This window comes from Roseovarius sp. MBR-6, from assembly GCF_040547525.1.
Taxonomy (GTDB): Bacteria; Pseudomonadota; Alphaproteobacteria; order Rhodobacterales; family Rhodobacteraceae; genus Roseovarius.
In genome coordinates this window covers 299,991-320,717 of sequence record NZ_JBEPPW010000002.1, presented here as the reverse complement: position 1 = coordinate 320,717, position 20,727 = coordinate 299,991, and the positions used below count along the sequence as shown (strand labels likewise).

The window sequence follows — 20,727 nt, the reverse complement described above, 5'->3', positions numbered from 1 at the left end:
GCAGGCGGTCGGCATCGTTGCGACGCCGATGCACAGAAGGTCGCGACACCTCCGACGCGCAGTGCCCTCAGCCCGCCGCGCGAGCGATCAGCACATCGACATGCGCCGCCGCGCTCTCGGCCAGCGCGTCGAGGTCATAGCCGCCCTCGAGGCAGCTCACCAATCGCCCGCCGCAATGCGCATCCGCGAGGTCACAGAGCCGCTCGGTAACCCAGGCGAAATCCTCGGTCTCGAGCCGCAATTCCGCCAGCGGATCGGCCCGGTGCGCGTCGAAACCTGCCGAGACCAGGATCAGATCGGGCCGGAAGGCCGCAACGCGGGGAAAGACCTTCTCCTGATAGGTGCGGCGAAACCCTTCCGAGCCGGTGCCGGGGGCGAGGGGCACGTTGAGGATGGTGTCGTGCGGTCCGGTCTCGTCGGCGGTGCCGGTTCCGGGCCAGAGCGGGAATTGATGCGACGAGACGAAGAGCGCGCGAGGCTCATCCTCGAGCAGGTCCTGCGTGCCGTTGCCGTGATGCACGTCGAAATCCACCACCGCCACGCGCGCAAGTCCGTGATGGACCAGCGCATGTTTCGCGGCGACCGCGACATTGCCGAAAAGGCAGAATCCCATCGGTGTTTCGCGCTCGGCATGATGCCCCGGCGGGCGGGCGGCGACAAAGGCGTTGCGCACCTCGCCCGAGAGCACCAGATCAACCGCGCGCACGGCACCCCCGGCGGCGCGATGCGCCCCGGCGAGGCTTCCGGGCGACATCCAGGTATCGGCGTCAAGCTGCACGCGTCCCTCGGCGGGGGCGGCGGCGCGGATGCTCTCGACATAGGATTTCGGGTGCACGCGCAAGAGGTCATCCTCGGCCACCAAAGGCGCGTTCACGCGGCGCAGGTCCTTGCCCTCGAGTGCGGTCAACACGCTTGTGAGCCGCGCCACCTGTTCGGGATGGCCCGGCGGCGTGAGGTGGTCGAGACAATCGTCATGGGTGATCAGGGCTGTGGTCATGGCACTCCTCCATCCTGGCAGGAAAAGACCCGGATTCCGGTCGGTTGTCCAGAGCGGGCTTGTCGGGGTGGGGGGCGCGTGCCACTCTTGGCAGATGGAAAGCGACGCCGTTACGCTCACGCAGGAGATCGCGCTCGGGCTCTGGGCGCAGGGCGAAACGTTCCTGCGTAGCCTGCTGCGGCCGTGGAACGCCTATCAGGTGGGCATCGCGCTGGCGCTGTTTGCGGTGGCGCATCTGCTGGATCGGTGGCTTGGTCCCGTCTGTCATGCCTGGATGCGGGCGCGTGAAGGCTGGCCGAAAAGGCGGATGCGGCTTTTGGTGATGCTGCACCGCCGGTTGCGGCTGATATTCTTCGTGTCACTGATCTGGCCGACCGTCTGGATCATGCGCGCGATGACCTGGCCGAGCCGGTCCTTTCTGCTCGCCGTTGCCGCCGAACTGGCGCTGGCCTGGCTGGTCATCGCCATCGTGACGCGGCTGATCGGCAACGGATTCCTGCGCGCGGCGGTGCGCTATGCCGGCTGGACCTGGGTCACGCTTGTCATTCTCAACCTGACCGACGAGGCGCGGACGCTGCTGGAAGGCTGGGCGATCGAGATCGGCGACACGCGGCTGTCGCTCTGGATCGTGGTGCAGGCGGTGATCGTGATCGGCGCGCTTTTCGCCATGGCGCGGTTCGTTTCGACCACAAGCGCGGCACGCATCCGCCGCAATGCCGATATTTCGCCGTCGATGCAGGTGCTGGCGGTCAAGCTGCTTCAGGTGCTGCTTTATGGCGCGGCGTTTTTCATCGGGTTGCGCGCCGTCGGGTTCGATCTTACCGGGCTAGCCGTGCTCTCGGGGGCCATTGGCGTGGGTCTTGGTTTTGGTCTGCAAAAAGTGGTGTCCAATCTCGTTTCTGGCGTCATCATCCTGTTGGACAAGTCGATCAAGCCGGGCGACGTGATCAGCCTTGGAGAGACATTCGGCTGGATCAACAGCCTTGGCGCGCGCTATGTCTCGATCACCACGCGAGACGGGCGCGAATACCTTATCCCGAACGAGGACCTGATCACCGGGCAGGTGGTCAACTGGTCTCATTCCAATGATTTCGTGCGGCTCGATATTTTTTTCGGCACTGCTTATGGCGACGATCCGCACAAAGTGCGCAAGATCGCAGTCGCGGCGGCGGGCGCTGTCGGTCGCGTGCTGACCGACCCGCCCGCTGTCTGTCACATCGTGGGCTTTGGCGACAGCAGTGTGGATTATATTCTGCGTTTCTGGATTCGGGACCCCACTCAGGGGCTCACGAATATTCGCGGCAATGTCTATCTGGCGCTCTGGGATGCGTTTCAGGCGGAGGGCATCTCGTTTCCCTTTCCTCAGCGCGAGGTTCGGATGCTGGACCAAACCGGCGCAAATGGGTAAAATTCACGCACTTCTCCGCGTTTTGCGGATCCCAAGCACGGGCGTTCATTGAAAAGTCACGCTTCTCTTGCTACGTTTGAAACACAATCGGCATCGCGGCATCGCGGTGCGCAACCAAGGAGGACAATGTCCTGTCTCTCATGTCTCATGCGGCCCCTGCCGCAGATATGGCGGCGGTCCATATGACGGCCGCACACCTCTCGGATAGCGAAGCGCAGCTTGCGGCGATCCTCAAATCCCTCGACGATGACAAGGCCGAAGATATCGTGCAGATTGATCTGCGCGGCAAATCGGCGATGGGCGATTACATGGTGATCTGCTCGGGGCGGTCCTCACGGCAGGTTTCGGCCATCGCCGAAAAGCTTGTGGACCGGCTCAAGCAGGAGCACGGCGTTCCATCCCGGATCGAAGGCAAGGAAACCGGCGATTGGGTGCTGATCGACACGGGCGATGTCATCGTCCACGTGTTCCGCCCAGAGGTGCGCGAGTTCTACCAGCTCGAAAAGATGTGGTTGCCCTCCGGGCAGGCCGCCACCGCCCGCATCTGAATGCGCCTGCGCATCTGCGCGGTCGGCCGGTTGCGCACCGGACCGGAACGCGCGTTGATCGACGATTATCTTGAACGGTTCGACCGGACCGGGCGCGCGCTCGGCCTCGGCCCAGTGAGCGTGCAGGAGGTCGAGGACAGGCGCGGTGGCGGCAGGACCGCCGAGGCGGCGCTGCTGGAGCGGGCAATCCCGCAAGGGGCGGCCGTCCTGGCGCTGGACGAGCGGGGCCGGATGATGCGCTCGCCCGAATTTGCCGATAGCCTCGCGCAGTGGCGCAATGCCGGGCGGAGCGATGTCGCGGTGCTCATCGGCGGGGCGGACGGTCTCTTGCCAGAGTTGCGGGCGCGGGCGGATATGGTGCTGTCGTTCGGGCCGATGGTCTGGCCGCATATGCTCGTGCGGGTCATGCTGGCCGAACAGCTTTACCGCGCCGCTTCGATCCTCGCGGGCAGTCCCTATCACCGCGAATGATGCGCCTTAACCCTCCAGCTTGCTGCGCAATTCGCGCAGCACCGGAAGGCTCGCGCGGACGCGGTCCTCGCCCAGCTCACGGATCAGGTCAGAGACCATGGGTGTGATCGCGGAAATGGCGGCATCGCGCGCCTGACGACCAGAGGGGCTGATCGAGATCATCTTGCGGCGCGCATCCTCCCAATCGGGGCGGATATGGATGTAGCCGGCCCATTCCAGTTTGGAGAGCGTGTTGGTCATCGCGCCGCGGGTCACGTGAAAGCTTTTGGCAAGCTGCGCCGGGCTGCGCTCGTCACCGAGGCGGGCGAGGTGGTTGAGCACCGAGAAATGCGAGATTTCCATGCCCTTTGGCAACACACGGCTGAGTCGCGAGCGAATCAGCTGCTCGTTGGTCAGGATCTCGCTGAACAGCGCGACCGCAAGGGAATTGCTGGTTGTCTCATCCATTCAGGGGCCGTCGAACTCCCGGTCGTGGCGCAGGGAAGGCACGCGTTTGCGTGCTTGTGCCACTTCCGAGAGGTCGAGATCAACCATGACGATGCCCGATGCGGTGCCGCCATCGGCCAGAACCTCGCCCCAGGGGGCCACGGCAAGGCTGTGGCCATGGGTGCGGCGGGTCTTGCCCTGTTGTGCGCTATGGGTGCCCGTCTGTGCGGGTGCCAGAACGAAACACCCCGTCTCGATGGCCCGCGCACGCAGCAGGCTCTCCCAATGGGCGGCCCCGGTGACGTGTGAAAAGGCGGCGGGCACGGTGATAATCGACGCGCCTGCTTGCGCGAGGCGGCGATAGAGATGGGGAAAGCGGATGTCGTAGCAGATCGTGAGGCCGACCTTGCCCCAAGGGGTCTCTGCGATTGCCGCGCGCGTGCCGGGGCGGAAGCCGTCCGATTCGCGGTAAGTCTCCTCCGGGGAGACGTCCACATCGAACATGTGGATCTTGTCGTAACGGACGCGAATGGCACCTGTGTCGTCGATCAGAAAAGACCGGTTGGCAAAGCGACCGTCAGGATCGTCGGTCTTGAGCGCAAGCGAACCGATCAGGAGCCAGACATCAAGGCGTGCTGCCTCTTCGCGCAATCCGGCCAGAACAGGGTCGCTTTCCTCGGGGCTGAGCACCGCGTTCTGATGGCTGCGGCTGGCGGAAACACAATTGCTCACCTCTGGTGTCAGGATGAATTCCGCCCCCCCTGCGCGCGCCTCGGCCATGAGGGCGCGAAGGGTGGACAGGTTCTCGGCCGGGTCGTCGCCAGAGGTGAGTTGCAAGAGCGCCGCGCGCATCTCCTCAACCCTTCAGCAGCGCGTCAAGCTTGCCCGCCTGTTCCAGCGCATAGAGGTCATCGCAGCCACCGACATGGGTCTTGCCGACAAAGATCTGCGGAACGGTGTGGCGGCCGTTTGCGCGCTTCATCATCTCGGACTTGCGTGCCGGCTGCGCGAGCACGTTGATTTCGGAGAAATTCACGCCCTTCTGTTTCAGAAGGCGCTTGGCGGAATGACAAAAGCCGCAAAGCGGCGAGGTGTAGATTTCGACGGGTTGCATGGGTGCGCCTCTTCGGTCCTGTTCGGGGCGAATCTAAGCCTCCTTTCCCGCGCGCGCCAGTGCGAGAATGCACACCTCTTCCGCTCCGCCCGCGTAAGCTGCTTGCGTTGCCGCCGAGAGCGTCGCGCCGGAGGTCATCACGTCATCGACAAGGATCACATGCGCGCCGCGCAGCGTGGCGTTGTGGCGGGGATTGTCCCGGATCGCCCCGTCGAGTGTGGCATGGCGCGCGGAGCGGTCGAGACCCTTCAGGCTTTGGGTATGGCGGGAGCGAACCAGCAGATCGGGCACGAGCATCAGCCCGGTTTCGCGCGCCAGAGCCTGTGCCAGAAGGGCGGATTGGTTGAACCGCCGGGTCACCAGCCGCAGCCAGTGCAACGGCACCGGCGCAAGGATCGTGCCGGGGGCGAGAAGCGGCGCGGCGGCGCGCGCCAGCCATTTGCCCGCCGGGCGCGCCACGTCGTGCCGGTCGCCATGCTTTAGCGCGAGCACCAGCCGCCGACCGTTTGCCTCATAGCGCAGCGCGGCGCGCCCGCGCGCCCAGGGTCGCGCGATGCTCAGGCAGTCGTCGCAATGCACGACACCCTTGCTCTCACCCGGCAGCGGCGTGCCGCAAAGATCGCAGGCCAGCCCGGTGATGAACGGCGTATCGCGCCAGCACGCCCCGCAGAGGCCGAAATCATCGGCCACGGGCACCCCGCAAAGCGTGCAGCGCGGCGGATAGACAAGCCGGACCGCCATTTGTAAAGCCGGGTGCGCCACACTATCCTCCCTGACATGAGCCAGACCATGCTGACCGACCGCCCCGCCCTGTTGCGTCACCGCGCGCGCGCCGCCTGCGCGCCCGCGCTGTTCCTGCAAGATCTGGCCGCCGATGAAATCGAGGATCGGCTGGCAATGGTTAACAAATCCTTTACGGCACCCGGCATTGTCAGCGGGTGGCCCGATTTCTGGCAGGCGCGCTTTCCCGCGGCTGTCGTGGTGCCCGATGACGAGGTGATCGGGCTTGCGCCCGGCGCGCATGATCTGGTCATTCACGCGCTTTGTCTGCATTGGGCGAACGATCCGGTGGGGCAGTTGGTGCAGGCCCGGCGCGCGCTGCGGCCCGATGGGCTGTTGCTGGCGGTGCTGTTTGGCGGCGGCAGTTTGCAGGAGTTGCGCGCGGCGCTGGCCCAGGCCGAGGCGGATGTGGCGGGCGGGCTGTCGCCCCGCGTCCTGCCGATGGGGGAAATCCGGGATCTGGGGGCGCTGTTGCAACGGGCGGGGCTGGCGCTGCCGGTGGCGGACCGGTTGCTGCTCGACCTGCGCTATCGCGATCCATTGGCGCTGATGCGCGAGTTGCGTGCCATGGGCGAGACCAATGCGATGGCCGCACGCCCGCGCGGGCTGCTGCGTCGTCAGGTGCTGGCGCGCGCCTGCGAGGTCTATGCCCAGAGCTTTGGCCACAAGGATGGCGGCATACGTGCAACTGCCGAGATGGTCTTTCTCACCGGTTGGTCCCCGGACCCGACCCAGCCACAGCCGCTGCGCCCCGGTTCCGCTGCCGCACGGCTGGCCGACGCGCTCGGGGCACGCGAAACCCGGCTTGAAGATTGACCTTTGGCCCCCAGCCGTTATGTCACCCCTGACCCGAGACCGAAGGACCGCCGCCATGCTCGACGCCAGACCCGATGCCACGCGCCCAGGCCATGCCCCCGCCGGGCACCCCAGCGTACCACGTGCGAAAACGGGCGTTCTTCTGGCCAATCTCGGCACGCCGGACCATTACAGCTATTGGCCGATGCGGCGCTATCTCAACGAATTTCTCTCGGACAGGCGGGTGATCGACTATTCCCCCTGGAAATGGCAGCCGCTCTTGCAGCTCATCATCCTGAGCAAGCGGCCCTTTACCTCGGGTGCGGCCTACAAATCCATCTGGAACGAGGACAAGGGCGAAAGCCCGTTGATGACGATCACGCGCGACCAGACCGAGAAGCTTTCCGCCGCGCTGCACGAGCGATATGGCGATCAGGTCATGGTCGATTTCTGCATGCGCTACGGCAATCCGTCCACGAAATCCAAAGTGCGCGCACTGACCGAGGCAGGTTGCACGCGCATCCTCTTCTTTCCGCTCTATCCGCATTACGCAGGGGCCACATCGGCCACCGCGAATGACCAGTTCTTTCGCGCATTGATGGCCGAGACCTGGCAGCCCGTGGCGCGCGTGGCAGAGCCCTATTTCGAGCATCCGCTTTATATCGAGGCGCTCGCGCAATCGGTGGAACGCGCCTATGCAGCGGTTGAGACACGGCCCGAAATCCTTGTCGTGTCCTATCACGGGATGCCGAAACGCTATCTGATGCAGGGCGACCCCTATCATTGCCAGTGCCAGAAGACGACGCGCCTGCTGCGCGAGAGGCTGGGCTGGGAGGAGGCCGAGATCACCACCACGTTCCAGTCCGTCTTCGGCCCCGAAGAGTGGCTAAAGCCCTATACCGTCGATGAGGTGGCACGGTTGGCCAGCGAGGAGGGCAAGAAACGAATCGCCGTCATCGCCCCCGCCTTTTCCGCCGATTGCATCGAGACGCTGGAAGAGATCAACGAGGAAATCCGCGAAAGCTTTGAGGAGGCGGGCGGGGAAGCGTTCACCTACATCCCCTGCCTCAATGACGACGATGCGCATATCGCGGCGCTCTCGTCCATTGTCGAGACCAATCTGAAAGGCTGGATCGATTGAGGTGTGGCGCTTCGGTCAACGAAAAAAGGCAGCGAATTCTCGCTGCCTTTTCAACACCAATCGTGACACGGATCAGTCTGCGGCGATAGCCGCAGCCACGATCGCGAGAATCAACAGCGGAACCCAAACGGCCGCAGCCGACGAGCTTGCGTTGGTTTCTTCGACGATCACCGGCGCTTCGATGACCGGCTCGGCCAGGGTGCCGGCAAAACCGGCGGTTGCAGCAACAGACAGGGCGGCGGCGAGAGCGAGTTTCTTCATGATATCCTCCAGATTTTACCATCGCGGCGTGGCAGATAGCAGCGACAGCTCCAATGCTTACCTCGTGGCTCTGGAATAATCAGCAAAATCCGGGAAATGCAAACGCAACTTTGCGTTTGCGCCTCAGGTGCCCCCTCATTCTTGTCAAATTAGCAACACCTGTGTGCCAACCTTGGCCATCGCGAACAGTTCCTGAATGTGCTCGTTGTAGAGACCGATGCAGCCATTCGACGACCGGCGACCGATCTTGCGCGTGTCATGCGTGCCGTGGATCCGGTAATAGGTCCAGCTCAGGTAGAGCGCGTGGGTGCCCAACGGATTGTCCGGCCCCGGCGGCACATAGGCCGGCCATTCCGGGTTGCGCTGAAGCATGGAGGGCGTGGGCCGCCAGCTTGGCCCCTCAACCTTGCGCACGACCGAGGTGCGACCGCGGCGCGTCAGATCTTCGGACAGCGGCACGGAGGAGGGGTAGAGCTTGTAGGTCTGGCCATCCTCGCCCCAGTAATGCACGGCGCGCGAATCGATATCCGCCAGAATCGCGCCATTCCTGAGATTTGAAAAATAGGGTCGCCAGTCCCGTGTCTGGAAGGCCGAAATGTTGCGGCGCACGCTTTGGGTCACGTCGCGTTCGACTTCGACCGTCCCGGTGCCATCCACGCTCTGAGCGAGGGCGGGCGCACCGATCAAGGCTGCGCCCCCCGCCAGAAAGGCACGGCGATTCCACTTGTCCCGGAAAATGGGGGGCATTGTTGTGTCTCCAGTTTTTCCTGCCACGATTGCGCGCAATATATGGCCTTGGGGTCGCAATCGCAATTCAAACGCATGTTATTTGGCGAAGTTTCGCAGATGCCGGTTTGAACAACCCGGCCCGCCGCGATAAAGCGGTTGAAACAACTCAACGGGTGGCTTGGTCTCATGGCGCGTCTTTTCATACTTTGTGTGTCGGCTCTTCTGGCTCTGGCGGCCTGTGCCGCTCCGCCTCCGTCGTCACCGCAGCTTGGTGCCGATGGCAAGCCGCTGCCACGCGTTTACACGATCAGACCGGGCGACACGCGGACGATCCAGTTCCGGATGCTCGATTCGGTGAATTCCCTGCGTCAGGCCGCCGGGGCCGCGCCTCTCACGCTCGATGACCGTCTGACTGCCGCCGCCGCAACCCATGCGCGCGACATGTCGGTGCAGAACCGGCCATGGCATTTCGGCTCTGACGGATCGTCACCCGTGGATCGGGTCCGGCGCGTCGGCTTTACGGGGCAACTTGTCGGCGAGACGATCTCGGAAACCTACGAGACAGAGCTCGAGACGCTTGCCGCATGGATGGAAGAGGAGGTCACGCGCCGCGTGATCCTGTCGCCCGATGCGCGACAGATGGGCTTTGCCTGGCATCAGGACCCGAGCGGCAAGATCTGGTGGACGATGACGCTCGGCAGTTGATCAGGCGTTGATCGTGATCGGCGTGCCGGTGCGCACCATGGCATAGACATCCTCCATTTCGCGATTCGTCACCGCGATGCAGCCAGCCGTCCAGTCCGGTTTGAGAAAGCCCAACAGGTTCGGCTCGCCATGGATGAAGATATCGCCACCGGGAGATTTCCCATGGGCGCGGGCAAAAGCGATATCCTGCTCGTTCGGATAGGAAACACCGAGCGACAGGTGAAAGGCGCTGTCGGGGTTGCGCCGGTCGATATGATACTCGCCCTCCGGCGTCTTGCCGTCACCTTCGAACGCCTTGTGGCCCACCGGTGCGAATCCAAGATCGACATCGTAACGTTTGAGAACCCGCCGGTTGTGATAGAGAAACATCTCGCGTTCGCCCTTGTTGACCACAAGGCGCGTCACCTCGGGGCCGCGATAGGTCCTGAATTTCGATTTCTCCGCACAGCCCGCAAGGGCCGCCGCCCCTGCAAGAAGCGCAAAACGCCGTGTGATCTTCATTGGTCTGTCCGCTCGTTGCCTGCCCGATTTTTGCGGTCAGAATAGCGCAACATCGCCCCTCGGGATAGCCGGATTTCGCTGCATAACGCGGTTTTCAGGCTGAGTCCGGGCACCAATACCCCATGCGTCGACCGGCGGCCCAGATCGATCAGATGACGCCGGGCACCCGCCCGCGAAGAGGCCCATTCGTGAAAAAGGGCCTCTTTCCAGAGGTGCCCTTATCAGCCCTTCGACCGCCGGTTCCGTGCCGCGATGAGCTTGAGCCGCAGCGCGTTGAGCTGGATGAACCCTGCCGCGTCCTTCTGGTCGTAGGCCCCGGCATCCTCTTCAAAGGTCACATGCGCCTCGGAATAAAGGCTGTGATCCGACCAGCGACCAACACACGCCACATGCCCCTTGTAGAGCTTCAGTCGCACGGTGCCGCAAACATGATGTTGCGAATGGTCGATCGCCGCCTGCAACATTTCGCGTTCCGGGCTGAACCAGAATCCGTTATAGATCAGTTCCGCATAGCGCGGCATGAGCGAATCCTTGAGATGTCCCGATCCGCTGTCGAGCGTGATCTGCTCGATACCGCGATGTGCCTCCAACAGGACCGTGCCGCCCGGCGTTTCGTAGATGCCGCGGGATTTCATGCCGACAAACCGGTTCTCGACAAAATCGAGCCGCCCGATCCCGTGTCGCCCACCAATGTCGTTGAGCACCGTCAGTATGGTGGCGGGGCTCATTGCCGTGCCGTTTATCGCTGTGGCGTCGCCCTTCTCGAAGGTCACCTCGATGAATTCAGGGCTGTCCGGCGCGGACTCCGGGCTGACTGTGCGTTGGTAAACATAGTCGGGCGCGGCTTTTGACGGATCCTCCAGAACCTTGCCTTCGGACGAGGTATGCAGAAGGTTCGCATCCACCGAGAACGGCGCTTCGCCGCGTTTGTCCTTGGCGATCGGGATCTGGTTTTTCTCTGCAAAATCAATAAGCCTCGAGCGGCTTGTAAGATCCCAGAGCCGCCAGGGCGCGATCACCGTGATCTCGGGGTTGAGCGCATAGGCCGCCAATTCGAACCGCACCTGATCGTTGCCCTTGCCGGTCGCGCCGTGCGCAACGGCATCCGCCCCCGTCTCGGCGGCGATCTCCACAAGTCGCTTTGAAATCAGCGGTCTGGCAATGGAGGTGCCAAGCAGATACTGTCCCTCATAGAGCGCATTGGCACGGAACATCGGGAACACGAAGTCGCGCACGAACTCCTCGCGAAGATCCTCGATATAGATATTTTCAGGTTTTATACCAAGGAGTTGCGCCTTTTCCCGAGCCGGTGCCAGCTCTTCGCCCTGACCCAGATCGGCGGTAAAGGTCACCACCTCGCACCCATACTCGGTTTGCAGCCATTTGAGGATGATCGAGGTATCAAGGCCCCCCGAATAGGCGAGCACGACTTTTTTCGGTGCGGTCATAACGCGGTCCTTTCGCGGATTTTCCGCGCCGTTACCCGGTTTCCGTCTTGTTCGCAAGCAGCGCCCCTTGCCAGTTGGCCTTGTTTGCGGCAGGGAATCGTGGATGTCTGATTTTCGCCATAACGCCCGCGCGGCCGAGGCTGCCATGCGCAGCGTGTTCGAGCCGACACCGTTGCAGCGCAACGATCACCTGTCCGAGCTTTACAGAGCCGAGATTTTTCTCAAGCGGGAAGATCTGAGCCCCGTGCGATCCTACAAGTTGCGCGGCGCGTTCAACGCCATGCGAAAAGTGATTGACGCGCGTCCCGACGCTACGCGATTCGTTTGCGCCAGCGCCGGAAATCACGCGCAGGGCGTGGCCTTCATGTGTCGGTATTTCGGAGTGAGCGGCGTCATCTTCATGCCGGTGACGACCCCCCAACAGAAAATCGGAAAAACCGAAAAATTCGGCGGTGACGCAATCAGGATACGGCTCACCGGGGATTATTTCGACGACACGCTGGCGGCTGCGCAGGCCTATTGTGCCGAGGTGGGGGCACATTTCCTGTCGCCCTTTGACGACGAGGATGTGATCGAGGGGCAGGCGAGTGTCGCAGTGGAGATCGAGGCTCAGCTTGACGGTGTTCCCGACCATCTCATCCTGCCCGTCGGGGGCGGGGGTCTTGCCTCGGGCGTCCGGAGCTATTTCGGGCAGAGCCTGGCGCTTACCCTCGTGGAGCCAGCGGGCGGTGCCTGCCTTGGCGCGGCGATAGCGGCGGGCCGCCCTGTCAGACTGTCGCATGTGAACACCTTTGCCGATGGCGCGGCGGTGGCGCAGATCGGTGCGCGGACCTTTGCGCGGCTCCGCAACACACCAGCAGACCAGGTCCGGACCGTCGACGAGGACCGTCTTTGCACCAGCATTCTCGAAATGCTCAATATCGAAGGGATCGTGCTGGAACCTGCAGGCGCTCTCTCGATCGATGCGCTCAAGGACATGCGCGAGGCGATCCGAGGGAAACGGGTGATTTGTGTGACGTCCGGCGGCAATTTCGATTTCGAGCGGTTGCCGGAAGTCAAGGAAAGAGCGCAGCGATTCTCGGGCCTCAAGAAATATTTCATCCTGCGCATGCCGCAGCGACCCGGTGCCCTGCGCGACTTCCTGGCTGTACTCGGGCCCGACGACGATATCGCCCGGTTCGAGTATCTCAAGAAATCGGCGCGCAACTTCGGTTCGGTTCTGATCGGAATCGAAACGCTGCAGCCGGAGAACTTTGCCACATTTTTTCAAAAGCTCGACAATACGGGCTTTCAATACCGCGATATCACGCATGACGAGGTGCTGGCCGAGTTTCTGATATAGGCTTTGCATCAGCGCTCCGGTTTTCCGCTGTCATGCGGCGATCGCCTTGCCGATATTCGCGAAGAATTCGGCCCGTGATCTGACATAACAGGTGCGAATCTCCTCTGTTTGCGCCGTGCGTTGCCCGCGCTCAACCGATTGGCAAAGCTCGGCAAAGGTCGCGAACCCCAGATTGAGTGCACTTCCGGCAAGAAAGTGAAGCTGCTCGCTACGCGCCGCCAGGTCCATGCCGTCGCGCATGTCGTCGATACCGGTTTCAACCTCCTCAAGAAAAAGATCGATCACCTCCTCAAAGGCCTCCGGACCGATTTCGTGCCGCAACTCTCGAACGCGATTCCAGTTGATCATGACCCTCTCTCCTTGCTGCATCGATTCTGCGCCGTGTTCGTTCAGATCGGGTTAACGTCAGACCGAAAAAGCGCAGAATTTGAAACTTCACGTATTCTTAGGAGTTTATACGCCAATGTCGATTCGCGGCAGGGTAAGGGTGTTCAAGTGCGGCTGGCAACACGGACGGAGGCGAGGCAGGAAAACGACAACAAGATGCCGTTGCGCATACTCGTCGTTGACGACAGCAGGCTTCAGCGGCGCATTGTCGGCACCCATCTCCGACAGTGGGGCTTCATCGTGCAGGAGGCAGAAAGCGGCGATGAGGCGCTTGTTTCGTGTCGGCGCGCACCGCCGGACATCATCCTGAGCGACTGGATCATGCCGGGCATGAGCGGTATCGATTTCTGTCGCGTTTTTCGGGCGATGGCTCGCCCGAATTACGGATATTTCATCCTCTTGACGTCAAAAAGCAGCAAGGAGGAGATAGCGGTCGGTCTCGATGCCGGGGCTGACGATTTCCTCACCAAGCCGGTCAATCCGGCGGAACTGCGTGCGCGTCTGACGGCCGGTCATCGCATTCTCGAGATGGAGCGAGAGCTGACCGAAAAGAACCGGCTGATCAAGAGCACGCTGGACGAATTGCAGGCGCTTTACGACTCGCTCGACAGCGATCTGCTCGAGGCCAGGAAGCTTCAACAGTCGCTGCTGAGCGAACGCTATCGGGATTTCGGCGTGGCGGACCTTTCGCTCGCCCTTCATTCGGCGGGGCATGTCGGCGGCGACCTGGTGGGCACATATCCGATTTCGGAGCGACGAATCGGTCTTTATGGAATCGATGTGTCCGGTCACGGGGTCAGCTCCGCCCTCATGACGGCGCGGTTGGCGAGCTATCTGTCAGCGACGGTGCCCGAGCAGAACCTCGCGCTTGAGCAAATCGCACCGGGGCGGTTCGCCGCCCGCGCTCCGGGGGACACTCTGGCGCGGCTCAATCACATCATCATGGCCGACCTCGACACGGATCACTATTTCACGATTGCCCTTGCGGATGTGGACCTTGTGAGCGGGCGCGTTCTTTTGGCGCAGGCTGGTCATCCTCATCCGGTCGTGCAGCGTCACGATGGCAAGGTCGAGTTTGTCGGGCGGGGGGGTCTTCCGGTCGGGCTGATCGGCGATGCCAGCTTCGATGAGGTGAGCTTTACCCTGTCGCCCGGTGATCGGCTGCTCATTTACTCCGACGGGTTGACCGAATGTGCGGCCCCCGACGGCACCCTGCTCGATGAGGGCGGACTGGCGCAGTTGATGACCGATCTGCGGCAGACGCACGGCCCGGCCTTTCTCGAATCGCTGATGTGGAAGCTTGCGGATCATGCACAGGATGGGGATTTCACGGATGACGTTTCGGCTATCCTTCTGGAATTCAAGGATTGCCCAGGGTTCGACTGACAAAATGCCGATCCCCGATATTGCCAAGACGCACCACGGCATCCCGCGGTGACAGCCATTCCGCGCGATGGCCTGCTTCGGTGGGTGTGCCAAGACGCCGGGCGGGAAAGGCGCGATAGATGACGCAGAGCTTTTCCGCCCAGAGATCGTATTCCGGCATGTAGGTGAAACGCCGGAACGCTCCGAGGCGCTGCGGCCGTGCAATGCGCCATCCCGTTTCCTCGATCACCTCTCGATAGAGAGCCTGCAAGGGTGTCTCGCCCGGATCCACGCCGCCGCCGGGAAGCTGATATTCAGGCACCGGCGCGATCTGATGCGTCACCAGCACGCGGCCGTCGCGCACCAGCACCGCGTAAACACCGTGCCGCAGCCGATAGCGGACATCGCGTTTCGGCACCTCGCCAAATCGTCGGATCATGCCAGTCTCCTGTCCCTTGCCTTGTCGCGACCACATGGACGCGATATGCGGGAGCCCGTCACGAAAGGAAAGCCCATGAGCCTTGGACAGCGAATCGCCTGGGATGACACGGTGCTGCCGTTTCAGCTTGACCATGCCGACATCAGGGGCCGCGTTGCGCGGCTCGATGGTGTGCTGGACGCGATCCTCGCGCAGCATCACTACCCGGCCCCGGTAGAGGCGCTGGTTGCCGAAATGGCGCTTCTGACGGCGCTGATCGGCCAGACGGTCAAACTGCGCTGGAAACTGTCGCTTCAGGTCCAGACCAGGGGCGCGGTGCGCATGATCGCCACCGATTATTTCGCCCCCGAATCAGAGGGCGAACCGGCAAGGATGCGTGCCTATGCCGGGTTCGACGCGGACCGTTTGCGCCATGCGCGCCCTTTCGATCAACTGGGCGACGGCTATTTCGCCGTTCTCATAGATCAGGGGAAGGGCACGACCCCCTATCAGGGGATCACGCCGCTGGCCGGGGACGCGCTTCACCGCTGCGCCGAGGCGTATTTCGCTCAGTCAGAGCAGATCCCGACCAGGTTCGCGCTCAGTTTCGGCAAATCCACCCTGCCCGGCGAGGCCCCGCGTTGGCGCGCCGGTGGCGTGATGCTCCAGCACATGCCCAAGGCATCGCCCTTTGCTGTGGATGGCGGCTCGGGTGCGGGCGGCCTCCTCGAGGCGCGCGACCTGGTCGATGGTGACGACGCCGAGAACTGGGGGCGCGCCAATCTCCTGCTCGACACGGTCGAAGACCTCGAGATGATCGGGCCGTCGGTCTCGCCAACGGATCTTCTGGTTCGGCTTTTCCACGAGGAAGGGCCGCGCGTTTTCGAGATGCAGCCGGTCCGCTTCGGCTGCACCTGCTCCGAGGCGCGCGTGCGCAACAGCCTGTCGATCTATTCGGCGCGCGACATCGCGCGGATGACCACCGAGGACGGCATCGTGACAGCCGATTGCCAGTTTTGCGGCGCGCATTATGCGCTCGATCCGGCCACGCTCGGGTTTGATGCGGCAGGGGGATCGGGTGAGCAGGGCTGATCCGCTTGCGCCGATCCTCGCCGCGCTCGAGGACGGGCTTGGCGGCACCTCGGATTATGATCTCAACCCCGAGGTTGCGCTTCCTCCGGGGCGAACGCTTCGGTCCGCGGGTGTTCTCGTGCCCGTCCTCGGCGAGGGACCGGAGGCGCGGGTGATCCTCACCAAACGCTCCTCCGTGCTCCGGCATCATCCCGGCCAGATCGCCTTTCCCGGCGGCAAGCAGGACGCGGGGGACCCGGATATCCGGGCCACGGCCCTGCGCGAGGCGCATGAGGAGATCGGGCTCGATCCCGGCAACGTCGAGATCCTCTGTCACCTGCCCCGTCACGAGACGGTCACGGGGTTTGACGTGACACCGGTGCTGGCGCGTCTCCGCGCGCCGTTCGTGCCGGTTCCGGATCGCGGCGAGGTGGCCGAGGTGTTTGACGTGCCGCTGGCGCATCTGATGGATTTGGGCATGTACAGGGTCGAAAAACGGCGTTGGAAGGGGGATTGGCGCCGGTATTATGCGGTGCCGTTCGGCCCCTATTACATCTGGGGCGCGACGGCGCGCATCCTGCGGATGATGGCCGTGATGGCGGGACGGTCATGAAGATCACGGATGACTGGATCACCCGCCCCGAGACGCGTGCGGTCTGTCATGCGCTCACGGACGCGGGGCATCAGGCGCTGTTCGTCGGCGGCTGTGTGCGCAATGCGCTTCTGGGCGCGCCCGTCAGCGATATCGACATTGCCACCGACGCGCGACCCGAAGACGTGGTGACACTCGCACAACGTGCGGGACTGAGGCCCGTTCCGACCGGCATAGACCATGGCACCATCACGGTTGTATCCGGCGGTGTTCCGCATGAGATAACCAGCTTTCGCGCCGATATAGAGACGGATGGACGCCGCGCGCGCGTCGTGTTCGGGGGCGATGTCGCCGCCGACGCGCGGCGGCGCGATTTCACCATGAATGCGCTTTATGCCCGCCCCGATGGCACGGTGATCGATCCCCTGGGCGGGCTGGCGGACCTCACCGCGCGCCGGGTGCGGTTCATCGAGAACCCGGAGCGTCGGATCCAGGAGGATTATCTCCGCATCCTGCGATTCTTTCGCTTTCACGCCTGGTATGGCGATCCGGAGGCCGGACTGGACCCCGAGGGCTACGCGGCCTGTGCTGGCTTGCAGGACGGGCTTGGCGGGCTATCGCGTGAACGCATCGGGGCAGAGATGCGCAAGCTTCTGGCCGCCCCCGACCCCGCGCCCGCGCTGGCCGCGATGCAGGCTGCGGGGATCTTGCAGAGCGTTCTGCCGGGGGCGGAGGCGGCGGCAATGGCGTTGCTGGTGCATCTGGAATCAGGGACTGATATCGCCCGAAATCCCCTGCGGCGGCTTGCCCTTCTGGGCGGAGAGGAGGTGGCCGAACGCCTGCGATTGTCGCGGGCCGAGGCGCGCAGGCTTGACGTGCTGCGCCGCGGGCTTGCCGAGGACATGCCCGCCGCTGAACTTGGCTACCGTCACGGGCCGGATGCGGGCGCGGATATCCTGCTTTTGCGCGCCGCGCTCACCGGCACCGCCCCCGATCAAAAGGCATGGCAGGACCTCCGGACAGGGGCCGAAGCCGTTTTCCCGGTCAAACCCGCCGACCTCTTGCCTGCCCTCAGCGGCCCCGCCCTTGGCGACCGTCTGCGCGCGCTCGAGACGCGCTGGATCGCCTCGGGCTTTACCCTCGGGCGTGAGGATCTTTTATGAGCGCCCCGGCATCACGACTTCGCCGGGAGGCCATGTGTCGCTCGACCGGGGCAGGTCACACTGGAAGAAGGCGGGAAATGCGCACCGAACCCATCTATCTGGAGACGGACCGTTTCGGGGTGGATCAGGCACTCCATTGACGAGGCTAGTTGCGTGATCCGGGTCCTGTGGATTGGCGCGCCCGCTCTTCTCGCATCAGGTCTTCCAGCGCGGTGAGGCGCATCAGCACCTCGTCGCGGTAGCTGTCGGTCTTTGCGGTGTCCTCGGCGTGGTGGGCATCCTGCATGGAATTGACGATGAGACCCACAAGAAGGTTCACCACTGCGAATGTGGTGACCATGATGAAGGGGACAAAGAAGGCCCAGGCCTGAGGATAGATTTCCATCACGGGGCGCACGATCCCCATGGACCAGGATTCCAGCGTCATGATCTGAAAGAGCGAATAGGCGCTGCGCCCCAGATCGCCGAACCAGTCGGGAAAGGCCGCACCGAAGAGCTTCGTCGCCATGACAGAGCCGATGTAGAAGATCATCCCCATCAGCAGAAAGACCGATCCCATCCCCGGCAGCGCGCTCACCAGCCCCTCGACCACGCGGCGCAGCGAGGGTGCCACCGAGACCACCCGCAACAGTCGCAGGATGCGCAGCGCGCGCAGCACGGCAAGGCCCTGCGTGGCGGGAAGAAGCGAAATGCCGACGATCACGAAATCGAAGATGTTCCAGCCGCGTTTGAAAAACCCGACAATCCCGCGCGCATAGAGCTTGGCCGCAATCTCGACCACGAAGACCGAAAGACAGAACCGGTCAAGCGCGATGATGAGCGGCCCGGCCCGCTCCATGATCGGCGCAGAGGTCTCCATTCCCAGAATCACCGCATTGAAGAGGATGATCGCCAGGATCGTGTTCTGAAAAAGCGTCGTGTCGAGAAACGCGCCGACGCGGCTGCGAAATGTCATGTCCTGCCCGTTCTGACCATGGTGCGACCGCGTTTCATATGGGCGTGGATGTCGTGGTCCGCAAGCGGCGATTCAGCCCTGCGCCCGCGCCAGCATCCGCCCCAGCATCCGCCCGCCGAGGATGTGCAGGTGGAAATGCGGCACCTCCTGCACGCCGGCCTCTCCGGCGTTGGAGATGGCGCGAAAGCCGCCGCCGCCTGCGCCGGGGGTCACGCCCGTGAGGCGGCAGATTTCGGCGACGGCGCGGTTGAAATCGACGATCTCGGCCTCGCTCGCCTCGGCGGCGAAATGCGCGTAATCCACATACGGCCCCTTGGGGATCACCAGGACATGCACCGGTGCCTGTGGCTGGATATCCTCGAAGGCCAGCGTGTGTTCGGTCTCCAGCACGGTCTTGTTGGGGATCTCGCCGCGCAGGATTTTGGCGAAGATGTTCTGGTCGTCATAGCTCTGGGGCATGGTCAGTCCTCAATCGGCGAACAGGTGCTTGGTTTGCGCGATTTCCTGCGCCTTTTCGGGCGGAATATCAAGGAAGCGCGCCAGAAGGTCGGGATATTGCCCGCGCCCGTCACTCTCGCGCAGGATCAGGTGATTCTCGAACTCGGCATCGCGGATACGGTCGCATTCATGGGTGATATCGCCCCGGATCGTGGGCAGAAGCCGCGCAAGCGTGTCTTGCGGGGTCTGGTCGCCTGCCAGCCCGACACGCTTGGCGTGGCCGATGAGATAGTCGTCGGTGAAGGTGCACTGAACCTCGAGCAACTTGGTCTTGGCACGGTCGCGGCAGAAATCTTCGAGCAGGTCCATGTTGCCGGGGTCCATGCAGACGATCAGCCGGTCGGTTTCGTAATAGTCATACAACATCCGCATCAGCGCGCGGCGATGGCGGGTGCGCTTGGACAGCGTGGCCTGAAGCCCGCCGAGATCGGGCAAGGCGGTTGATTCCTCGTTGAAGAGGTATTCGATGGCGGGCAGGTTGGTCACCTGACGGATGCGCGCCAGAAGACGCTTGGCCACATGCCATTTCTTGCACACCACGATCATCAGTTCGCGCTCGCGCCCCAGCGTGCTCTCGGCCTCCCAGAAGCGGCGGGCAAAGCGGCGCCCCTCGCGGCCGCGCGCGGTGAGAAACTTGAACAGGCTGCGCCCCTCGTTCGAGATGTTGAACGTGACATCCGTGTTATTGTAGAGCGCGCCAAGGCGGCGCTTGAGTTCCAGTGCCTCGGGGCTGATCTTGCGCGCAAAAAGGTAATCCTGATTGAGCAGCATGTCGTAGTGATCGTTGTAAAAGGTCACCGGCATCCCGTAATCGGTGAACATAAGGAAGGTAAGTGTGCGCGTCTCGATCTCGGCATCGGGCACGAGATGGCGCACGAGCGTCTGAAAAAAGGTCTCGTCGGGGATCCATGTGGTGCGGAAAAACCGCATCACATCACGACGTTTCCGGGTGAAATCGACAATCCATTCCACGGTGCGGCGGCGCAGGCACCACCATTGGCTGCCGATCTGGATCTGGATGTCATGGGGGATGTCCCGCGTCAGCCGGAGGCGCTTCTGTAGCTCGAAAGACGTATAGAAGCGCCATTTCTGGGTGCGCTCGTTGAAGAAGTGGCGGTAGATGAGCCGCTCTTCCTTCATGCCGGTCTTGATCCAGTCGCTGTCGAAATAATCGAAGCTCTCGACGTAGTCGACATCGCGGTTGTCCAGAAATTCATGCGCGAAGCGGGCCGATTTGATCGGCGCGCAATCGCCCGAGAGCATGTAGAAATGCGTGGCGCGCGGAAAGGCGTCAAGCGCCGCCTCCACCGCGTAAAGCGTCGCCTGAACAAGCGACCATTCTCCCCAGCCACACTTGATTCTCTTTCTGGCGAAGGCCACGTTCGGATTGTCGGCGAGTGCATCGCGGATGGCGGCAAAGGCATCGGGTCTGGCGCGCGCGTCGAAATGGATGGAGATGTAATCGCCCGCCTCGGTCAGCATCCGCGCCTGACGGATGATGGCCTCAGGGTCTTTGTGGCAGAGCAGAATGAAGGCGATTTTGGCCATATCGGAAACGGTTTGCCTGCTTACTTGGTGATTGTTTACATCCTTAACCGTCAAGGAAGCCTAA

Annotated in this window: 25 protein-coding genes; 11 read left to right on the top strand and 14 right to left on the bottom strand. The window is 63.0% G+C overall.

Annotated features, from left to right (window positions below; translation table 11 throughout):
• Nucleotides 1–67 precede the first annotated feature (67 nt).
• Nucleotides 68–997, bottom strand: a complete 930-nt coding sequence (locus ABIE57_RS03940; RefSeq protein ID WP_354537694.1) for a histone deacetylase family protein — start codon at nt 995–997, stop codon at nt 68–70.
• Between the two features lie 94 nt (nt 998–1,091).
• Here ABIE57_RS03940 and ABIE57_RS03935 point away from each other — a divergent pair, with 94 nt between their 5' ends.
• The 3 genes from ABIE57_RS03935 to rlmH all read left to right on the top strand — a co-directional run bounded on the left by ABIE57_RS03935 (nt 1,092) and on the right by rlmH (nt 3,424).
• Nucleotides 1,092–2,405, top strand: a complete 1,314-nt coding sequence (locus tag ABIE57_RS03935; RefSeq protein WP_354537693.1) for a mechanosensitive ion channel family protein — start codon at nt 1,092–1,094, stop codon at nt 2,403–2,405.
• Nucleotides 2,406–2,587: 182 nt separating this feature from the next.
• Complete coding sequence (rsfS, locus tag ABIE57_RS03930) at nt 2,588–2,953, top strand: ribosome silencing factor (RefSeq protein WP_354537692.1); 366 nt, start codon at nt 2,588–2,590, stop codon at nt 2,951–2,953.
• Complete coding sequence (gene rlmH / locus ABIE57_RS03925; protein WP_354537691.1) at nt 2,954–3,424, top strand: 23S rRNA (pseudouridine(1915)-N(3))-methyltransferase RlmH; 471 nt, start codon at nt 2,954–2,956, stop codon at nt 3,422–3,424. It abuts the gene before it with no gap.
• A 6-nt stretch (nt 3,425–3,430) separates the two neighbouring features.
• Here rlmH and ABIE57_RS03920 read toward each other — a convergent pair whose 3' ends face one another.
• Genes ABIE57_RS03920 through ABIE57_RS03905 form a run of 4 tightly spaced genes read right to left on the bottom strand, consistent with a single transcriptional unit; the run spans nt 3,431 to nt 5,705 of the window.
• Nucleotides 3,431–3,871: a MarR family winged helix-turn-helix transcriptional regulator gene (locus ABIE57_RS03920; protein ID WP_354537690.1), complete on the bottom strand. Its 441-nt coding sequence runs from the start codon at nt 3,869–3,871 to the stop codon at nt 3,431–3,433.
• A complete protein-coding gene (locus tag ABIE57_RS03915; RefSeq protein WP_354537689.1) occupies nt 3,872–4,702 on the bottom strand; it encodes a carbon-nitrogen hydrolase family protein in 831 nt (276 codons plus the stop codon). It abuts the gene before it with no gap.
• A 4-nt stretch (nt 4,703–4,706) separates the two neighbouring features.
• A complete protein-coding gene (grxC, locus tag ABIE57_RS03910; RefSeq protein WP_354537688.1) occupies nt 4,707–4,964 on the bottom strand; it encodes a glutaredoxin 3 in 258 nt (85 codons plus the stop codon).
• A gap of 33 nt (nt 4,965–4,997) precedes the next feature.
• On the bottom strand, nt 4,998–5,705 hold the full coding sequence (locus tag ABIE57_RS03905; protein ID WP_354537687.1) for a ComF family protein: 708 nt from the start codon (nt 5,703–5,705) through the stop codon (nt 4,998–5,000).
• Nucleotides 5,706–5,741: 36 nt separating this feature from the next.
• On the opposite strand from ABIE57_RS03905, the gene ABIE57_RS03900 reads away from it, so the two are divergent.
• Both ABIE57_RS03900 and hemH read left to right on the top strand, forming a co-directional pair.
• Nucleotides 5,742–6,560 carry a methyltransferase domain-containing protein gene (locus tag ABIE57_RS03900; RefSeq protein WP_354537686.1) on the top strand — a complete coding sequence of 273 codons (819 nt, stop codon included), beginning with the start codon at nt 5,742–5,744 and terminating at the stop codon, nt 6,558–6,560.
• Nucleotides 6,561–6,615: 55 nt separating this feature from the next.
• Nucleotides 6,616–7,680, top strand: a complete 1,065-nt coding sequence (gene hemH / locus ABIE57_RS03895) for a ferrochelatase (RefSeq protein WP_354537685.1) — start codon at nt 6,616–6,618, stop codon at nt 7,678–7,680.
• A 72-nt stretch (nt 7,681–7,752) separates the two neighbouring features.
• Here the strand turns inward: hemH and ABIE57_RS03890 are convergent, their stop codons facing one another.
• Together ABIE57_RS03890 and ABIE57_RS03885 are read right to left on the bottom strand one after the other, a co-directional pair.
• Entirely contained in the window at nt 7,753–7,941 is a 189-nt protein-coding gene (locus ABIE57_RS03890) for a hypothetical protein (protein WP_354537684.1), read from the bottom strand.
• A gap of 144 nt (nt 7,942–8,085) precedes the next feature.
• Entirely contained in the window at nt 8,086–8,688 is a 603-nt protein-coding gene (locus ABIE57_RS03885; RefSeq protein WP_354537683.1) for a L,D-transpeptidase, read from the bottom strand.
• 168 nt (nt 8,689–8,856) lie between these two features.
• On the opposite strand from ABIE57_RS03885, the gene dalA reads away from it, so the two are divergent.
• Nucleotides 8,857–9,375 (top strand): divisome-associated lipoprotein DalA, encoded by a 519-nt coding sequence (gene dalA, locus ABIE57_RS03880; RefSeq protein WP_354537682.1) that lies wholly within the window; start codon nt 8,857–8,859, stop codon nt 9,373–9,375.
• Here the strand turns inward: dalA and ABIE57_RS03875 are convergent, their stop codons facing one another.
• Together ABIE57_RS03875 and ABIE57_RS03870 are read right to left on the bottom strand one after the other, a co-directional pair.
• Nucleotides 9,376–9,876, bottom strand: a complete 501-nt coding sequence (locus ABIE57_RS03875) for a L,D-transpeptidase family protein (RefSeq protein WP_354537681.1) — start codon at nt 9,874–9,876, stop codon at nt 9,376–9,378. It lies immediately after the preceding gene.
• 221 nt (nt 9,877–10,097) lie between these two features.
• Entirely contained in the window at nt 10,098–11,324 is a 1,227-nt protein-coding gene (locus tag ABIE57_RS03870) for an argininosuccinate synthase (RefSeq protein WP_354537680.1), read from the bottom strand.
• Nucleotides 11,325–11,427: 103 nt separating this feature from the next.
• On the opposite strand from ABIE57_RS03870, the gene ilvA reads away from it, so the two are divergent.
• A complete protein-coding gene (gene ilvA, locus ABIE57_RS03865) occupies nt 11,428–12,666 on the top strand; it encodes a threonine ammonia-lyase IlvA (RefSeq protein WP_354537679.1) in 1,239 nt (412 codons plus the stop codon).
• 30 nt (nt 12,667–12,696) lie between these two features.
• Here ilvA and ABIE57_RS03860 read toward each other — a convergent pair whose 3' ends face one another.
• Nucleotides 12,697–13,014, bottom strand: a complete 318-nt coding sequence (locus ABIE57_RS03860) for an Hpt domain-containing protein (RefSeq protein WP_354537678.1) — start codon at nt 13,012–13,014, stop codon at nt 12,697–12,699.
• Here ABIE57_RS03860 and ABIE57_RS03855 point away from each other — a divergent pair.
• Entirely contained in the window at nt 12,979–14,439 is a 1,461-nt protein-coding gene (locus tag ABIE57_RS03855; RefSeq protein WP_354537677.1) for a PP2C family protein-serine/threonine phosphatase, read from the top strand. The two genes, ABIE57_RS03860 and ABIE57_RS03855, sit on opposite strands and share 36 nt — an antisense overlap.
• Here the strand turns inward: ABIE57_RS03855 and ABIE57_RS03850 are convergent.
• A complete protein-coding gene (locus ABIE57_RS03850; RefSeq protein WP_354537676.1) occupies nt 14,414–14,857 on the bottom strand; it encodes an NUDIX hydrolase in 444 nt (147 codons plus the stop codon). The two genes, ABIE57_RS03855 and ABIE57_RS03850, sit on opposite strands and share 26 nt — an antisense overlap.
• Nucleotides 14,858–14,932: 75 nt before the next feature.
• On the opposite strand from ABIE57_RS03850, the gene hslO reads away from it, so the two are divergent.
• The 3 genes from hslO to ABIE57_RS03835 are packed head-to-tail and all read left to right on the top strand — an operon-like array spanning nt 14,933 to nt 17,662.
• Complete coding sequence (hslO, locus tag ABIE57_RS03845; protein ID WP_354537675.1) at nt 14,933–15,928, top strand: Hsp33 family molecular chaperone HslO; 996 nt, start codon at nt 14,933–14,935, stop codon at nt 15,926–15,928.
• On the top strand, nt 15,915–16,520 hold the full coding sequence (locus ABIE57_RS03840) for a CoA pyrophosphatase (protein ID WP_354537674.1): 606 nt from the start codon (nt 15,915–15,917) through the stop codon (nt 16,518–16,520). Before hslO ends, ABIE57_RS03840 begins: the two co-directional genes overlap by 14 nt.
• Nucleotides 16,517–17,662, top strand: a complete 1,146-nt coding sequence (locus ABIE57_RS03835) for a CCA tRNA nucleotidyltransferase (protein ID WP_354537673.1) — start codon at nt 16,517–16,519, stop codon at nt 17,660–17,662. Before ABIE57_RS03840 ends, ABIE57_RS03835 begins: the two co-directional genes overlap by 4 nt.
• 145 nt (nt 17,663–17,807) lie before the next feature.
• Here ABIE57_RS03835 and ABIE57_RS03830 read toward each other — a convergent pair whose 3' ends face one another.
• From ABIE57_RS03830 to ABIE57_RS03820, 3 genes are all read right to left on the bottom strand, one after another.
• Entirely contained in the window at nt 17,808–18,617 is an 810-nt protein-coding gene (locus ABIE57_RS03830; RefSeq protein WP_354537672.1) for an ion transporter, read from the bottom strand.
• Nucleotides 18,618–18,689: 72 nt separating this feature from the next.
• Nucleotides 18,690–19,076 (bottom strand): HIT domain-containing protein, encoded by a 387-nt coding sequence (locus ABIE57_RS03825; RefSeq protein ID WP_354537671.1) that lies wholly within the window; start codon nt 19,074–19,076, stop codon nt 18,690–18,692.
• A 9-nt stretch (nt 19,077–19,085) separates the two neighbouring features.
• Nucleotides 19,086–20,663, bottom strand: coding sequence for a DUF5928 domain-containing protein (locus ABIE57_RS03820; protein ID WP_354537670.1), 1,578 nt, complete (start codon nt 20,661–20,663; stop codon nt 19,086–19,088).
• Nucleotides 20,664–20,727 lie beyond the last annotated feature (64 nt).

Bases quoted from the DNA above. Each gene is read 5' to 3' on its own strand.
- hslO (WP_354537675.1), top strand. From the start codon at position 14,933: ATGAGCCTTGGACAGCGAATCGCCTGGGATGACACGGTGCTGCCGTTT.
- ABIE57_RS03850 (WP_354537676.1), bottom strand. From the start codon at position 14,857: ATGATCCGACGATTTGGCGAGGTGCCGAAACGCGATGTCCGCTATCGG.
- ABIE57_RS03935 (WP_354537693.1), top strand. From the start codon at position 1,092: ATGGAAAGCGACGCCGTTACGCTCACGCAGGAGATCGCGCTCGGGCTC.
- ABIE57_RS03915 (WP_354537689.1), bottom strand. From the start codon at position 4,702: ATGCGCGCGGCGCTCTTGCAACTCACCTCTGGCGACGACCCGGCCGAG.
- ABIE57_RS03835 (WP_354537673.1), top strand. From the start codon at position 16,517: ATGAAGATCACGGATGACTGGATCACCCGCCCCGAGACGCGTGCGGTC.
- ABIE57_RS03860 (WP_354537678.1), bottom strand. From the start codon at position 13,014: ATGATCAACTGGAATCGCGTTCGAGAGTTGCGGCACGAAATCGGTCCG.
- grxC (WP_354537688.1), bottom strand. From the start codon at position 4,964: ATGCAACCCGTCGAAATCTACACCTCGCCGCTTTGCGGCTTTTGTCAT.
- ABIE57_RS03890 (WP_354537684.1), bottom strand. From the start codon at position 7,941: ATGAAGAAACTCGCTCTCGCCGCCGCCCTGTCTGTTGCTGCAACCGCC.
- ABIE57_RS03920 (WP_354537690.1), bottom strand. From the start codon at position 3,871: ATGGATGAGACAACCAGCAATTCCCTTGCGGTCGCGCTGTTCAGCGAG.
- ABIE57_RS03870 (WP_354537680.1), bottom strand. From the start codon at position 11,324: ATGACCGCACCGAAAAAAGTCGTGCTCGCCTATTCGGGGGGCCTTGAT.
- ABIE57_RS03875 (WP_354537681.1), bottom strand. From the start codon at position 9,876: ATGAAGATCACACGGCGTTTTGCGCTTCTTGCAGGGGCGGCGGCCCTT.
- rlmH (WP_354537691.1), top strand. From the start codon at position 2,954: ATGCGCCTGCGCATCTGCGCGGTCGGCCGGTTGCGCACCGGACCGGAA.
- ABIE57_RS03905 (WP_354537687.1), bottom strand. From the start codon at position 5,705: ATGGCGGTCCGGCTTGTCTATCCGCCGCGCTGCACGCTTTGCGGGGTG.
- ABIE57_RS03830 (WP_354537672.1), bottom strand. From the start codon at position 18,617: ATGACATTTCGCAGCCGCGTCGGCGCGTTTCTCGACACGACGCTTTTT.
- ABIE57_RS03940 (WP_354537694.1), bottom strand. From the start codon at position 997: ATGACCACAGCCCTGATCACCCATGACGATTGTCTCGACCACCTCACG.
- ABIE57_RS03900 (WP_354537686.1), top strand. From the start codon at position 5,742: ATGAGCCAGACCATGCTGACCGACCGCCCCGCCCTGTTGCGTCACCGC.
- ABIE57_RS03825 (WP_354537671.1), bottom strand. From the start codon at position 19,076: ATGCCCCAGAGCTATGACGACCAGAACATCTTCGCCAAAATCCTGCGC.
- rsfS (WP_354537692.1), top strand. From the start codon at position 2,588: ATGACGGCCGCACACCTCTCGGATAGCGAAGCGCAGCTTGCGGCGATC.
- ABIE57_RS03885 (WP_354537683.1), bottom strand. From the start codon at position 8,688: ATGCCCCCCATTTTCCGGGACAAGTGGAATCGCCGTGCCTTTCTGGCG.
- ilvA (WP_354537679.1), top strand. From the start codon at position 11,428: ATGTCTGATTTTCGCCATAACGCCCGCGCGGCCGAGGCTGCCATGCGC.
- dalA (WP_354537682.1), top strand. From the start codon at position 8,857: ATGGCGCGTCTTTTCATACTTTGTGTGTCGGCTCTTCTGGCTCTGGCG.
- ABIE57_RS03820 (WP_354537670.1), bottom strand. From the start codon at position 20,663: ATGGCCAAAATCGCCTTCATTCTGCTCTGCCACAAAGACCCTGAGGCC.
- hemH (WP_354537685.1), top strand. From the start codon at position 6,616: ATGCTCGACGCCAGACCCGATGCCACGCGCCCAGGCCATGCCCCCGCC.